This window comes from Mogibacterium timidum ATCC 33093 (assembly GCF_000525775.1).
Lineage (GTDB): Bacteria > Bacillota > Clostridia > Peptostreptococcales > Anaerovoracaceae > Mogibacterium > Mogibacterium timidum.
In genome coordinates, this window is record NZ_JALU01000004.1 from 13,162 (window position 1) to 29,082 (window position 15,921).

General features: G+C 45.3%; 7 protein-coding genes and 1 CRISPR repeat array. Of the genes, 5 read left to right on the forward strand and 2 right to left on the reverse strand.

All coding sequences use genetic code 11. The features are described from left to right. From cas1c to HMPREF0581_RS01065, 3 genes are all read left to right on the forward strand, one after another. Positions 1 to 1,032: a type I-C CRISPR-associated endonuclease Cas1c gene (cas1c, locus tag HMPREF0581_RS01055; protein ID WP_036379593.1), complete on the forward strand. Its 1,032-nt coding sequence runs from the start codon at positions 1 to 3 to the stop codon at positions 1,030 to 1,032. 8 nt (positions 1,033 to 1,040) lie between these two features. After that, positions 1,041 to 1,331 (forward strand): CRISPR-associated endonuclease Cas2, encoded by a 291-nt coding sequence (gene cas2, locus HMPREF0581_RS01060; protein WP_036379781.1) that lies wholly within the window; start codon positions 1,041 to 1,043, stop codon positions 1,329 to 1,331. A gap of 175 nt (positions 1,332 to 1,506) precedes the next feature. Then, positions 1,507 to 3,937: direct repeats of the CRISPR family, unit length 33 nt; unit sequence GTCGCGTCCCGCATGGGACGCGTGGATTGAAAT. 1,311 nt (positions 3,938 to 5,248) lie between these two features. Beyond that, positions 5,249 to 6,019 carry a hypothetical protein gene (locus HMPREF0581_RS01065; RefSeq protein WP_036379596.1) on the forward strand — a complete coding sequence of 257 codons (771 nt, stop codon included), beginning with the start codon at positions 5,249 to 5,251 and terminating at the stop codon, positions 6,017 to 6,019. Between the two features lie 314 nt (positions 6,020 to 6,333). Here the strand turns inward: HMPREF0581_RS01065 and HMPREF0581_RS09000 are convergent, their stop codons facing one another. After that, on the reverse strand, positions 6,334 to 9,861 hold the full coding sequence (locus HMPREF0581_RS09000; RefSeq protein WP_036379784.1) for an ABC transporter ATP-binding protein/permease: 3,528 nt from the start codon (positions 9,859 to 9,861) through the stop codon (positions 6,334 to 6,336). 526 nt (positions 9,862 to 10,387) lie between these two features. Between HMPREF0581_RS09000 and HMPREF0581_RS08185 the strand changes: the two genes are divergently transcribed. Together HMPREF0581_RS08185 and HMPREF0581_RS01080 are read left to right on the forward strand one after the other, a co-directional pair. Next, positions 10,388 to 13,888: an FMN-binding protein gene (locus HMPREF0581_RS08185; RefSeq protein ID WP_051426872.1), complete on the forward strand. Its 3,501-nt coding sequence runs from the start codon at positions 10,388 to 10,390 to the stop codon at positions 13,886 to 13,888. Further along, positions 13,885 to 14,577, forward strand: coding sequence for a ferric reductase-like transmembrane domain-containing protein (locus HMPREF0581_RS01080; RefSeq protein ID WP_009644143.1), 693 nt, complete (start codon positions 13,885 to 13,887; stop codon positions 14,575 to 14,577). The genes HMPREF0581_RS08185 and HMPREF0581_RS01080 overlap by 4 nt, the downstream gene beginning before the upstream one ends. A 230-nt stretch (positions 14,578 to 14,807) precedes the next feature. Here HMPREF0581_RS01080 and HMPREF0581_RS01085 read toward each other — a convergent pair whose 3' ends face one another. Continuing rightward, positions 14,808 to 15,833, reverse strand: a complete 1,026-nt coding sequence (locus HMPREF0581_RS01085) for a sugar-transfer associated ATP-grasp domain-containing protein (protein WP_036379599.1) — start codon at positions 15,831 to 15,833, stop codon at positions 14,808 to 14,810. Between the last annotated feature and the right edge of the window lie 88 nt (positions 15,834 to 15,921).

Consider the following 15,921-nt stretch of genomic DNA (forward strand, 5'->3'; position numbering starts at 1 on the left):
ATGAGAAAACTGTTGAATACATTATATATTACTTCTGAAAATGCCTATCTGTCACTGGATGGTGAAAATGTAGTGATATCAATAGACTTCGATGAAAAACATCGTATACCGTTACACACGCTAGAGACAATAATTTGCTTTTCTTACGGAGGGGCATCACCTGCGTTAATGGGTAAATGTGCAAAATATAATATCCAGTTGTCGTTTTTCTCACCTCAAGGGTTGTATTTAACGAGCACAAACTCAAATACAAATGGAAATGTTTTTCTAAGAAGAGAGCAATATCGAATGGCGGATAATGAAGAACAATCTATTGCTTTTTCAAAATCGTTTTTATATGGGAAAATATATAATACCCGCTATTTTCTCTTAAAGTTTAGTAGAGACTATGCCTTAAGGATCAACTGTGAATATATAGAAGCGGTTTCCAATAATTTAAAAAATAGCATTGCAAGTATAAATGATGCAACTACTAAAGAAATATTACTAGGTATTGAAGGCACTGCTGCAACTGAGTATTTTGGAGTTTTTGACAATTTAATTTTACAAAACAAATGTGATTTTAAATTCTATTTTAGAAATCGCAGACCACCAGTAGATAATGTGAATGCATTACTCTCGTTTGCGTATACACTTCTTGCGAATGATTGCGCTGCTGCGTTGCACGGAGTCGGATTAGATCCGTATGTTGGATTTCTCCATGTTGATAGACCTGGAAGGAGGTCATTGGCTCTTGATATGATGGAGGAGATGAGAGTTGTATATGCTGATAGATTTGTATTAACCTTGATTAATAACAGAATAATTGCAGGACAAGACTTCTATGAGCAAGAGAGTGGAGCCGTTTTATTAACAGAAGACGGGCGAAAAAAATTTTTGTCAGAGTGGCAAAAAAAGAAGCAGGATAAGCTAAAACATCCTTTTTTAGAAGAAGAGATTAGCTGGGGGTTGTTACCACACGTTCAGGCGATGCTTTTGGCACGGTCTGTGAGAGGAGATTTGGAAATGTATCCGCCATTTTTTTGGAAGTAGGTATAATTATGCTAATTCTTATAACATATGATGTCAGTACGACTACAGCAGAGGGTAAAAGAAGGTTAAACAGGATTGCAAAAGTTTGTTGCAACTATGGGCAGAGAGTTCAAAATTCAGTTTTCGAATGTGATGTAGATTATTCACATTATGTGTTTATTAAAGACAAACTTTTAAAGATCTTTGATAGTGAACAAGATAGTATTAGAATTTATAACATTGGGAAAAATTATGCTTCAAAGATAGAGCACTTTGGTAATAAAAAGGGTTATGATCCAGAAGGAGTGCTTTTGTTCTAATTAGTTGGTGCTTAAATCGTGCGAACTAGAAGCTGTTGGAACAATGGTCTTTTATTTACACAGAAAAACATAACTTTGCTAGCTGTAAAATATAATAATACAGAAAATCAATGAAGTTATGTTGCGATAACACAAGAAATCTCTTTAAACAGAACAGATATTTGTGTATATCGCTGTCGCGTCCCGCATGGGACGCGTGGATTGAAATACATGGGGCGCTTCAAAAATATAAGAGCTTATCGTCGCGTCCCGCATGGGACGCGTGGATTGAAATACGATAAAGAAGATATAGAAATCATTATCTTTTAGTCGCGTCCCGCATGGGACGCGTGGATTGAAATCAGTGTGTATCATCATCTGGGGGAACTGAACAGGTCGCGTCCCGCATGGGACGCGTGGATTGAAATCGCTCTAGCGATGCACGAGCTAAATGCTAGGTTGTCGCGTCCCGCATGGGACGCGTGGATTGAAATAGACTAGGTGTAAATCAAATAAACCGAAACACCTGTCGCGTCCCGCATGGGACGCGTGGATTGAAATGAGAGATGGGAACGTAGCAGCCGAGATTCTCAATGGTCGCGTCCCGCATGGGACGCGTGGATTGAAATAATTATATCCTCTAATCTTACGATTGTCTCGTAGTCGCGTCCCGCATGGGACGCGTGGATTGAAATATCATCCTCTTCATCTTCGAGCTCGTCTTCATCGTCGCGTCCCGCATGGGACGCGTGGATTGAAATACCTTTAGTGTAAGGTGTTAGTGGAATGTTGAAGTCGCGTCCCGCATGGGACGCGTGGATTGAAATGATTCAACGTAGCAGGGCGCCTATTGTCGTTCACAGTCGCGTCCCGCATGGGACGCGTGGATTGAAATTACGAGCGAGTACACGGTACAGGCTATTAATGGTCGCGTCCCGCATGGGACGCGTGGATTGAAATAAGACGGCAAGGTTAAGACCGAGGACTTCTTCGTCGCGTCCCGCATGGGACGCGTGGATTGAAATCTGTCAAGAGAGATAGAGGCTATAGCACTAGAGGGTCGCGTCCCGCATGGGACGCGTGGATTGAAATTTTCTAGAGTTTGGGCTAGAGACGGCAGCATACAGGTCGCGTCCCGCATGGGACGCGTGGATTGAAATAAAACTGTCACGCAACCCTTCTTCCGCAGTAGTAGTCGCGTCCCGCATGGGACGCGTGGATTGAAATTTTGTCAATCCAATGGCTTTGACGCAACTCTCCGGTCGCGTCCCGCATGGGACGCGTGGATTGAAATGACAATGCATACATTGTCGCGGGGTTGCCATATGTCGCGTCCCGCATGGGACGCGTGGATTGAAATTACTTTCGCATAATCGATTTTTACGGGCGAAAATGTCGCGTCCCGCATGGGACGCGTGGATTGAAATCTTTAGCAGATGGAAATGCATTGATGCAGAGAAGTCGCGTCCCGCATGGGACGCGTGGATTGAAATGATGTTGAAGAAGCCCACAAGCGAATCAGATTTAGTCGCGTCCCGCATGGGACGCGTGGATTGAAATAACTATGTAGAAGTTTAGGGTTTCATGTATGTGAAGTCGCGTCCCGCATGGGACGCGTGGATTGAAATATTAAAAAAGCCCACGAGCTAGGAGGCAAGTGGGTCGCGTCCCGCATGGGACGCGTGGATTGAAATGATTGCCTGTAACGCATTCGCCGCATCCTTTATGTCGCGTCCCGCATGGGACGCGTGGATTGAAATCACGAGTTTGCTCAAGAGCTACAGGTAGAGCTTCGTCGCGTCCCGCATGGGACGCGTGGATTGAAATTTTTCTTATTTATTTAAGCGCAACCTTCTGAGCGTCGCGTCCCGCATGGGACGCGTGGATTGAAATACGATAAGCCGTTGATGAGCATTGCCACACTCTCGTCGCGTCCCGCATGGGACGCGTGGATTGAAATATCTAAAACCTCAAGGGTTAGCGACCTTGATATCGTCGCGTCCCGCATGGGACGCGTGGATTGAAATGCTCGTGCAGATAGCGTCCAATATAGCCCTTTCGGTCGCGTCCCGCATGGGACGCGTGGATTGAAATCAATCATATATGTAACGATATGCATACTGCTCATCGTCGCGTCCCGCATGGGACGCGTGGATTGAAATACTTTGCTGGGACAAAGAATTGAGGCAGTAGGACGTCGCGTCCCGCATGGGACGCGTGGATTGAAATATTTTCGAGAGTGTCGAATCTCGAAGAGGACGTGTCGCGTCCCGCATGGGACGCGTGGATTGAAATAAGGATGAAAATGTAAATGATGAAGGGGCAATAGTCGCGTCCCGCATGGGACGCGTGGATTGAAATTTTAAAATTTGATTACGTGAGCACTGCTCACAAGGTCGCGTCCCGCATGGGACGCGTGGATTGAAATCGTCTGATGAAGAGATGGACGCAATCGTAGGTGTCGCGTCCCGCATGGGACGCGTGGATTGAAATTTTCATCTCATGGTTGTGATTAGCCAACAAATTGTCGCGTCCCGCATGGGACGCGTGGATTGAAATAAAAAGAAGTCAGAGATACTTTGTCAGATTATGCAGTCGCGTCCCGCATGGGACGCGTGGATTGAAATTCTTCAAAGGCTTTTATAGCTTTATCCGTACCGGTCGCGTCCCTAATCCTACGCTTTTACCTATCGTCGCAACTTTTTACTCCTATACAACTCTCTCAAATATGTTAAAATCACTTATACTGCCGCATTTCGCTATATTTGATGGACTGGAATATACGAGATTATTTGTAAGGGAAAAGATTTAATGGTTAAAAACTGAGCTGTTTTCATCATAATTGCCGGATTATTGTGGGGGTACGACCGGCATTTATTCGTACTTGTACCGCGACTACGGCCTTGAGTAGATTGCGATGTCCGTGCTCATGGTGTTTTGCGCAGTTCTCATAATGACCAAGTAATGGGAAGAGGAGCTTTGTGCCTCAACAGGCTTGGTTATTTACTGTCTGTGTGCAGGGTATCATAACACAGACGATATTTAATATCTCGTATTTTACCGCTATCGGGGAGCTCAGCATGGTTAGTTCTGTGGTGTCGCTGTACACCTCACCAATTACGGCTACCATAATGATATATTTGTTTTCGAGGAAAAGCTGACGTTGCGCGAGGGATTTGTCGTGTGCATGACTATTTTATGCGTTACATTTACTGCGACTGTCTGAAGTTTTGACATTAGCGGGGTTCTCATGAGGTTGCTGGCCGGCTTCTGTCACGGTACTATCTCGATTAAGAGCAGGCTCGCCCAGGGTCGGATGTCCCTATGACCACGACATATTATACGATGGCGTTTGGAATTATAGGTTTCGTTGCATTTGCTGCATTTACAGGTATCGGGTTAAATATATATGAATGTATAAATCCCCGAGAAATACGGGAGAAAGGGAAAGTCTAATCTCCCAAAGTGGACAGGGCTTACCAATACATGGACATATTTCAACTTTTTTCGAGAATATGTGGACGAATTCAACGTATAACATTACAATAGAACGGACGGTGTATTAATAAAAGCCTTCGCAAGATTAACTATGTGAAGTCAAGTGATTTTTGAGAATAGAATAACGATATGACACAACAAACAAGCAAGGCTGACCTTAAAAAATGTCAGTCGATATCATTTCTGTGAGACGAACGATTTGCTGTGCTTAGTATGAAACGTCATGCATTATCAACTCATTAACACTTAGATATAGAGCTGTGGTTATAGCCTTTTAAACAAACAGTCAGCAATAGGGTTCTGCTGTAAGAGCTGATATTAATCCACAGCATCTGCATGGAAGTATATGAATCATATAGAGAAATTCGAGGTAAGGAAAAAGAAAGGAAAATATTGTGAACTTCCCTATGAGTTCAATATGCAATTTACAAGGAGCAACAATGAAGACAATATTTGACACTCAGAACCTGACGTTTGAGAACGTAAAGTATTCCCTGACAGTTTGCCGCGACAGCTTCAGCTATGAGCATAAAACCAAGGGGGTGCTCAACATCAAGTTTGATGATCTCAGGCATATACATGTTACCGGATATACCAACTCGAACAGCAGCTATACACTGACTTTTTATAGCCTGGACACTTCTAAGAAAAGTGTTGATATCATGCTGGATGTCAATCCGTACTATGAGGGGCACAACATCAGGGAGACCAAGTCGCTTTTGATTGCATTCGCAGCGCACAGGTTGACGAGCGATTTTCCTAACAATATAGGTGACCACGTCATAACTATAGCGCAATCGCTTAAGGAAAAGCAGATCAAGCTCAGGAACGACATGATTATCGGTATGAAGCACGAGGTGAATATCAACGATATCCGTCGTGTAGTATGCGTTGCACCGGGTCCGGTCAACAACTTCGCGATTTACACCAGCGATAAGAGGAGAGGTCTTTTGGATAAGCCGGACATGGTAGTGCCGGTTACATCAGTCTCGGCACCGCTGCTCGAGGCAATCATGACCAAGAATACCGGACACGGCATAGATTTTAGCCATGGCAACAACTGGGATCAGAAGACATCTGAGTTCATCATCCCCAGATTCATGGATCCGGGCTTCTTCATCAGTGAAGACGGCACGTTCAAGGAACCTTGGCAAGAGATTTGTTACGACAGAGTATGCATGTATGGGTATTTCGTAGATGCACTGATCTAGCATCTGAAACAGTATTGTGTGATATTATGATTATATGATTATGCGAAATTATTATGGGAATTTATTGATGTTGTGACGACGAGAAGACTGCTGGAAATGGTTCATACAATTATATGGGAAGAGTATAAAGGAGCAGGCTGTAAGATGACCTGCCCCTTTTTTTGCTATTTATTCTATCAAGATCAAGAGTCTCTCCGGACATTTTGCAGTAAGAATGGCGGTAAGAATGGGCGCATCATGTTGCTTTAAATATCTATAGTAAGTAAGGAATCGTTGAGAATGTATATGCATACATCAAGATTGCACCTTCCGGCTTACGAGATCCGCTCACTCCTGAGCTCCACAACTTCATCGGCAATGGACATTGTCGACGGCCTATGTGAGACGATCACAACTGTCTTGTTCGCTCGGCTTTCGGCAATAGATTTGAGTATCAGTGCTTCGTTGAGCGCATCCAGATTGCTAGTCGGTTCATCAAGCAGCATAAGCGGAGCATCGTGTAGGAATGCTCTCGCCAGCCCGATGCGTTGCTTCTCACCGCCGGACAGGGTGTCACCGAGTTCGCCGGCCTTAGTTCTATAGCCCTGTGGCAGCGTCATGATGAAGTCGTGGATTCCGGCCTTCTTGGCTGCGGTTTCTATCTCGTCCTGAGTGGCACTTAACTTGCCGATAGAGATATTCGTAGCCAGAGTATCGTGGAAGATGACTGTATCCTGCGTCAGGTAGCTCTCTGCAGTCCTGAGATCGTTTGTGTTGACGCTTCGGATATTTCTCCCGTTTATAACTACGCGTCCCGACTGCACATCCCAGAAACGCATTATCAATTTGAGCAGAGTCGACTTGCCGATTCCGCTTGCACCACCGATGCCGGTTACACTGTTAGGTGCGATTTTCAGCGAGATTCTTTCCAGCACGACAGTCTTACCGTATGCGAAGGTCACATCCTCTACGGCTGCGTCCTCGTACACCATAGATTCGCAACCGGAGACTTCTTCGACCTCCGGTATTTCTTCCAGCAGTGACAGAACTCTGTCTCCGCATGCCAGAGTCTGGTTCAGATTGTTTGATAGTGATGACAGTGCTACGACCGGTCCGAACGAAGCCATCATGGCAAGCGTGCAAAGTATCATTTCGGTGCGAGTCGCACTTCCGGAATTGCTGAAATTCATCATCATGAGCAGCATCGTCCAAGAGAATGCTTGAATCATCAGATTAGTGAACCCGCGTTGTGATCCCTCGTATTTGCTGAGCATCAATTGCAATCTTGAAAGGTGTCCGGAACGCTGATTCATCTCGCTGAGGCGGACAGCTCCCATACCGTACTGAATAGTCTCATCCAGTCCGTAGAGATTACCGAGTGCAAAATCGTTCAAAAGTCCCATCTCGCTCCTGTACGTTGCTCCGCTGTGTCCGCTTCGTCTGCCGTTCCAGATCGGGATAAACACACCTATTGTCAGATAGGAGATGAGCGCAACCAGTCCTGCGGCCAAGTTCAGCCTGCAGATAAATATAATCATAAACAGCGAAGTAATGAAGGCGATGAAAATAGGGGAGATAGTGTGTGCGAAGAATACCTCGAGCAGTTCGATGTCCGAGGTGATGATTTGCAGGAGATCTCCCTTGTCACGTCCCTCGAGCTTGGCAGGGCAAAGGCGTCTCAGAGCTGCAAAGGTCTGATGCCTGATCAGTGCCAGTATCCGAAACGCTATGTAGTGGTTGCAGTACTGCTCACCGTAGTGCAGGATGCCGCGTAGCAGTGCAATTGTCATCAGGCAGATTAGCAGTGTGCGTGGAATTCCCGTGGATAGCGCATAGCCTGCGATTACGGTCAGGAATATCGCGCAGAGGAAGCCAAGCACCCCCAGCGTTATACCAAGAAGCATGACGCCTCGCAGAGGGCGGATGAGGCCGATGAGTTCAGACATTATCCGGAAGCCGCTTCTTCTAGGAGCAAGCACCTTGGAGATGTGTGCGGTTCCGTCTGTAGGTTCATTGAGAGTCCCTGTATTCATATGCTTAAAGCGCTTATCGTCCGGATTATTGCCGTTGTACAGACCGGTATAGTTGTCGCCGTTATTGTAAGCTTTCGGTTCAGTTAGCGAGTCGCTTCGCTTGCTGCTTCCGGATCCGCTGCTTACATAAGATTCAAGTGCTGCCTGTTCGCTATATAGCTTGGCATATGGACCTCTATTACCCAGCAGCTCGCGATGCGTGCCTGATTCAACGATACGGCCATGCTCGAGCATGTAAATCTTGTCGCTGGTTGTGATATTTGCGAGCCTGTGCGAAATCATCAGGACAGACTTGGTGTGAACCAACTCGTGAATGACATCGAGTATCATCTGTTCGCTCTCGGCATCAATGTTAGATGTGGCTTCGTCAAATATATAGACAGGCGTGTCGTGCAGTAGTGCCCGTGCAAGCGCCAGTCGCTGGCGCTGCCCGCCGGAGAGGTTAGCGCCGTCAGCAGCTAACTCGGTGTCCAGCCCATTTTCTGATTCTATGAAATCCAGCAGGTTGACCTGACGCAGTGCACGAAGCATATCTACGTCGGAGGCGTCGCTGTTGCCCTCAAGCAGGTGTTCTCGTACAGTGCCTTTAAAAATCCAGCTGTGGGTACCGATATATGTGATATGCTCCATCAGTGTTGCCTCGCATAGCTCCTGTAAATCTATTCCGTTCACAGCAACGCTGCCGGAATACCTTCTGTGTCTGCCCATGAGGATGGATGCGATGGTGGATTTGCCGGAGCCGGAGACGCCAACTATGGACACAAATGAACCGGATGGAATATCAAGACTGATATCCTCAAGAACCGTGCGGTCATCTGTATATCCAAACCCCAGATCCTTGACGGAGATATGCAGTGGCCCGTTTGCGAGCGTTTGCCCGTCGGAGTCCGGCTCAGGGAGATCGAGAAATGCAAATATTCTGTCGCTCGCCTTGATGCCGTTCATACCGATATGAAAGAAGCTGCCGAGAAGCCTCATAGGCAGGAAGAATTCAGCGGCTAACAATATAGTGAGAAACATGCCGGTAAGAGAAATCGCACCGACTCTGTATTGAAGAAGGGCAGTGATGATGCCGACAGCTGCACCGCCGTATGCGACCAGATCCATGATAACAGTGCTGTTGAGCTGCATAGAGAGAACCTTCATGGTGACACGTCGGAACTGTTCAGCCTCACGATCCATGTCGTCAGCAGCTGCCTGGTCGGCCTGATATATCTTAAGAGTAGTCATGCCGGAGAGGCGTTCAAGGAAATGGTCTCCGAGCCCGTAATATATTTCAAAATAGTGCCCGAGTATCCGTTTAGCTACCGACATGACTAGTCCCATAACTACTGGAATAAGTGGAACAATAGCCAGTAAAATTATTGCAGCGCGCATATTGAAGCTGATGATGGCGCAGAACAGAGTTAGAGGAGCGAGCACCGAGTAGAACAGTTGGCTGAGGTAACGACCGAAATACGTTTCGAGCTGCTCGACCCCTTCCCCCTGCATTTGTACAACCTCGGCGGTGCTGATCTGTTCGCGGTATGACGCTCCCAGACGAATCATCTTCTCGTAAATCCTAGTCCGCAGCACCCGTTTGATGCCTGATGATGCGAGAAAGCTGACTTTTGTATACTTGATATCGCAGATATAGCGAATAGCTATACAGATTGGAACTGCGATTAACAATCTGAAATCAGAGTCGACGTGAAAGCTGCCGGCGAGAATGCGGGCAGCGATATAAGATAGAACGATTTGAGCCAGCAGTGAAATCCACTGCCATAGCACTTGCATGGCGATGAAACGCTTTGCTCCTTGCAGCAGTGATAGCAAACGAGTTTTAATCATATAACACGTATAATCCAATCATCGAGAATGGTGATTGGATTTGTTCCTTTCTCCCGGATTCTTCCGAGGCATTCAACTCCATCTCTGATATATTCTTGTTATGCGCTGTGGTTCTGTATCTATATCACTACAGCTTCGACAAGCATGAGGTGACTCACCTCTAAATATCAGCACAAATTGGTCACATTTCCCAATCCTCGGATATCGTACGTCATGTGTGACCTTGCTTAATAAATATAGCAGATATAAATTATATACCTATATTTTTTACCATAAGAGGATTGTACATTAAATTCGTCTAACTCAAGAGCTTCACTTCACGATATTACAATATAGTACTTCCCAGACATAATATAAACTTTACCAAAAAAGTAAAATATTACTTCAAAAGTCATTGCACATCTACAAAGAATCCCGTACAATAATATGCAGTTAGTTTGAATAAACTAACTTTTGTAAAATCTCTCTAACTTACATAAAATTTATTTTAACACACTAATTTAAGGATATTGAAGGAGAAGGAGAAATGATGAAAACATCCGGTATTAAGGGAGTTCTTGCTTTCATTGTCGCGGCGGCTGTGACAGCAGCCATGGCGTACTCGGCCGCACAGGTCATAGATAAGCATAACTCCATTGCCAAGCAGCAGGCCAAAGAAGCTCAAGCTATAGGCTCTGAAGTTTCCACAGAAGACCTTAAAGATGGAGAATACGAGGGTACTGCAACCGGTTACGGCGGACCCCTTACTGTCCGCATCACCATCAAGGATGGAAAGCTGACAGATATTAAAGTTGTATCTCACACAGAAACGCCAGAGTATTTTAGTAGAGCATCTGCTGTTATAGGCAAAATTTTACGCAGTGGTAATGTTAATGTCGACTCTGTGTCTGGTGCGACAATTTCATCAAATGCAATCAAGAAGGCGGTTGCTGATGCTCTGCGCAAGGCTGGATCGAAGCAGCAGGCTAAGGTAACGCCAGTCAAGAAAGACTCTAGATCCGCTAAGGGAAGAAAAGGTAATGTAGCAGGAACTTTTGCAATCGGAAGTGCTAACCTAAAAGATGGTGTATATATTGGATCAGGTCAGGGTTTCAATGGACCAATTAGAGTTCGTGTAACTGTTTCTGGTGGTAATATTACCAATGTCGAGATACTTTCACACAGTGACGATGCACCCTTCTTTAATCGTGCAAAGGCTGTTATAGGTAGACTGCTAGGACGTCCAGGCAAGAGTGTAGACACAGTCTCTGGAGCTACATATTCCAGCCGTGGAATCATCGATGCGGTGAGAAATGCACTTGCAGGTGCTGGCAAGACTAACGTCACCAATACTAGCAAGCCTAGCACAGGTGACAAAAAGCCAAACACAGATGATACAAACCCATCGGTTAACCCTGAGACGGGAGAGCCAAAATACGTTGATGCAGCTCTTCGTAAGCACTATCCGGGAGATAAACTCAAGGATGGAGAATACACTGGAATTGGTATCGGATACCTTAATCCGGGCGGAATTAAGACTTATATTACGGTAAAGAATGGCGAGATATCGAATCTAAGGGTCGGCGTAGGTGACGATTATCGCGATGACATGGGACCATTTAGAAGCCAGGCAGAGAACGTGATACCGTTCCTGCAGGGCAAGGAGGGTCGCTGGAACATCGCTAAGATGGGATTATATCGTGAGTATTTCGAAGCGATAAGGAAAAGCAGTAATCCTAAGGCTAAGGTCAAGGATCTCCTTGGCGATAAGTATGTCGATATGCTGAGCGGTCTATCAGGAAATAACACTGTATCTGATATAGCTCTCATGTCACGTACTGTAAAGGCTTATATGAACGACCGCTATGAGGGCAAGAAGATGTTCGATAGCGTGAGCGGAGCTACGATAAGTGCGAGCGGAATTTCGGCGGCGACAAAGGAAGCTACGAATAAGTCGGCTAGCGATTATAAGACTAACTCTGATGTAAAGGATATTTCAATTATTGAGCCAAAGACTAAGACAGTAGAAGTTAATAGGGGTGATTCTGTTGACTTCTCGGAACTTAAGGTTAAGATTGTTAAGAAAGATGGCTCTGTTAGGGAAGCAGAGTGGAAAGATTTTGCAGCCAATGGACTCAGCATCACAGATGAGGATGGCAAAGCTATTGAAAATGGAAACGACCTAAAATCTTATGGTGATAAGAAAATAATAAAGGCAAAGGTTATTCACAAGCAGTCGCTCTCGTACGACAACTTTAGAATCCTCGTTGGACGTTACAGCAAGGATTACATCGTTGGACTTGAATACAGTAAGGATGGTTCGAAGTGGTACAAGGTGAAGAATATTAAAAAGGATCCTACTGATAACCGTAAAATTGATAACCAACAGGTCGTTGATGCGCCTTTATCATTCGAATTTGAAACAGTTAAGCTTCGTGTTGTTTCAAAGAGTGGTCATCGCTATGAGTATACACCAGATAAGAAACCTGTAAATAAGAAGGTAAAATATACCCTTAATAAAGATGAGAACCCTAATACACCTAAGATAATCCATGTAGAATTTCAGTTGTCAGGTACAGAAGCGGATAAAGAGATTGTTGATGATAATGGTAGTGGCGGAGGTGGCGGTGAAGAACCAGCACTTCCAGAGGTAGAGGTTGACAGCAAGATAATCGAGACATCACTTGATGAGCCAGGTAGACCAAAGTGGACTGAGCGTATGCCTATTAAGCCTGCGACGGTTAAGAGTCTGGACAAGGACGCAGAGATGCAGACAACCATCGAGGGACTGCCTAAGGGACTAAGCTTTGATGGCACAAACATCACAGGAACACCGGTCGTTGATGATGACAACTGGGACGGTGACGGTGGTATGTTCAGAACTGTAACCTTGAAGTTCAAGGCCAAGAAGAATGGTAAGCTACTAGTTAGAAAGTACAAATACTGGGTTTATAGAGATAAAGACCACGATGGAATAGCAGATGATGATGAAGACGGCGGTACAGCATTTACGCCTCAGAGAATTAACACAAAGCCAATTGAAGTAGATGGCAAAGCACCAACTCTAGAGGACTACAAGGCTAAGTTCAGCAACATTCCTACAGATGGCTCTGTAAAGGTAAAGCTCGTACAGAAGCCAGACCTTTCAAAGGTTGGTATACCAAGAGCAGTACTAGAGTTCTCAGTAGATGGCATCGACAAGAAGAGCAAAGCAATCGTAATGGTTAATGTCAAGAATCCAGTAGAGGATATTGTAGAGGTAGATAGTAAGGTAATCGAGACAGTTCTCGATGAGCCAGGTAGACCAAAGTGGACTGAGCGTATGCCTATTAAGCCTGCGACGGTTAAGAGTCTGGACAAGGATGCTCAGATGGAGACAACAATCGAGGGACTCCCTAAGGGATTAAGCTTCGATGGCACAAACATCACTGGTACACCGGTAGTTGACGATGACAACTGGGACGGCGATGATGGTATGTTTAAAACTGTAACCATGAAGTTCAAGGCTAAGAAAAACGGCAAGACTCTAGTAAGAAAGTACAAGTACTGGATCTACAGAGATAAGGATCACGACGGAATTGCGGACGATGACGAGGATGGTGGCGTAGCATTTACACCTCAGAGAGTGAATGCACAGCCAATCGAAGTGGATGGCAAGGAGCCAACTCTCGATGACTACAAGGCTAAGTTCACCAATATTCCAAATGATGGTTCTGTAAAGGTGACTCTAGTTCAGAAGCCTGACCTTTCAAAGAAGGGTATGACTAAGGCAGTGCTCGAGTTCTCCGTAGACGGAATCGACAAGAAGAGCAAGGCGATCGTAATGGTAAATGTGAAGACTCCTGTGGCAAGTGCAACAACTGCAGCTGTTACAAACAGTACAGCTAGCACAAGAAGCGCCGCAGTAGCTGCAATCTCGATGCCTGCAAGCGTAGAGCATTCAGAGAGCGGTAAGGTTAATAAGAAAGAAGGCGTACAGAAGCCGGCTGAGGGCAACGAAACTGCAGAAAACTCAACTGGAGCTGAGACGGAAAGGACGGTATCGTGAACTTAATAATTGGAATCGCAGTAACTGTCATATTTTATATCTTGACAGCAGATGCAATTAAGAAACACCCAGGGGCTTTTTATCTGGGCATATACATATGGTGTGGAGCGGTTGTGCTGTACTTCAATATGGGGTACGACAAGAGTTTCCCAACGTGGTTTAACGAATATTTCATGAATATATTTTCGAGAGGAATATTCTCGACAGCGACATTCATGGTTGTCATGTTCCTCGGAACCATCACCAAGCACAACAAGCTCTCGCGCAAGCTGATGGGCGTTCGTGGTGAAATCTCTATCATGGGTAGCTTGATCGTGTTGAGCCACAACGTGGTGTTCGGTGTGCAGTATTTCCCGATGTTGTTCACAAATCCAAAGGCAATGCCTACCAGACAGATGATAGCTTCGATTATCACTTTGTGCCTTCTGGCGATGCTGATTCCGCTCTTTATCACCTCATTCAAGTCGGTTCGCCGTAGAATGAGCGGTAAGACGTGGAAGAATGTTCAACGCCTTGCATATCCATTCTTTATTGGTATATATGTGCACGTAATGGTGCTGTACTCGGCAGATGTGAGGTCACACCTCACCGGCATAATAGTTTACACGGCTATATACGGCAGCTATGTAGTACTGAGGCTACGTAAGGCAGTACTCAAGGCTCGTAAGACGCGCATGGCGACAGTGTAGGACAGTGGAGCGTGAAGTTTTAGAATAAACCGAACAACGTAACCCGGTTGATGGTTGATGAACCAACAAATTAAACTCAATGCAGAGAATCATATATCCATAATAAAACAGGTCGGAAGCTTAACAGAGTATCCGACCTGTTTATGTTTAGTTAAAAGGTTAGGCTTATAGGACAACGTGTTGGTTGTTAATCTCGGTAAATTTATGTGATGCGCATTATATTTACCGTATTAATACTGGAAGCTTGGCACGATTTTCTTAATCGTTGGGATGATTCCGATGCCGTCAGGTGTCTGACCGGGCAGCTGCCAGAAATCATGTGCACAGTAAACGTTACCCTCGATAATTGCCGGTCCATTAGGAGTTACAGCAACATCCCAGCCAACGTATCTAATCTGTGGCACTTCGAGTGAAGCTTTGAGAATCATTTCCTTGGCTTCCTTAAACAGCGGAGTTTTGAAGCCGACGAGCTTCTCGTGTGAGTTAGGGTGCTCAGTGTAAAGTCCTTCGGCCTTGGTGTCACCGGAGTGTGCAGGGAAGAGGAATTCACCTGTTTCCAGATCAACAGGGCCGTGAACGCCGTAGTTATCTACAACTCTGCCGTTGATTCCAAATTTTTGAACTGCGTATATCAGGTTAGGCTGTCCATCATCTCCAATCATGGTAATCATACGCATTGTGTTGGCGCTGCCCGAATACACCTTGTTGAGGGCAGGGTGATTTTCGATCACACCTTCGAGAGTGCCAAAGCCTTTCTCATTGATGTACTTATAGAACTCCTCGAAGTTCGCGAAATCAGAAGTAACCAGTCTTTCACAGCCGATACCGCACTCGAGATCCTTCATCTTGCAGAAAACCTTGTCCTTACTGTTGAAGTAAGTCTCGACCTCATCTTTAGTGGCTGTCTCCAGCTCTATAAAATCACGGCCGATATAATCCTTGAACTTCTCGTTGAATTCATCCTTGTTGTCGAAGAAATGAGCATAAGCCGGGTCATTGAGCTGTGACACGAGCTTCTTGCTCCTGAATCTCGTCAGATACGTATCGCGCTGTGCGTCCGTCTTGTCCCAAAACTGGAAGATGACGTAATCGTAATAACCGGCGTCAAATTTTCTCATACAGTGAATGATTTCAGTTGCGCAGCCGAGCTTGCTCTTGCCCGAGATGCGGTGCGCCTCGTTGACGCAGTCGATGAATTTCTTGAAGCTCGCTTTCTTTAGTACTCTCAGCCCGTATTGAAGCTTGTTTTCTCCCATACAAATCCTCATTTCGTAAATTATATATTTTGTTGCCTATCTGATTATTCTAAATCAAATAAACGACATAATTCAACCGTTTATTACA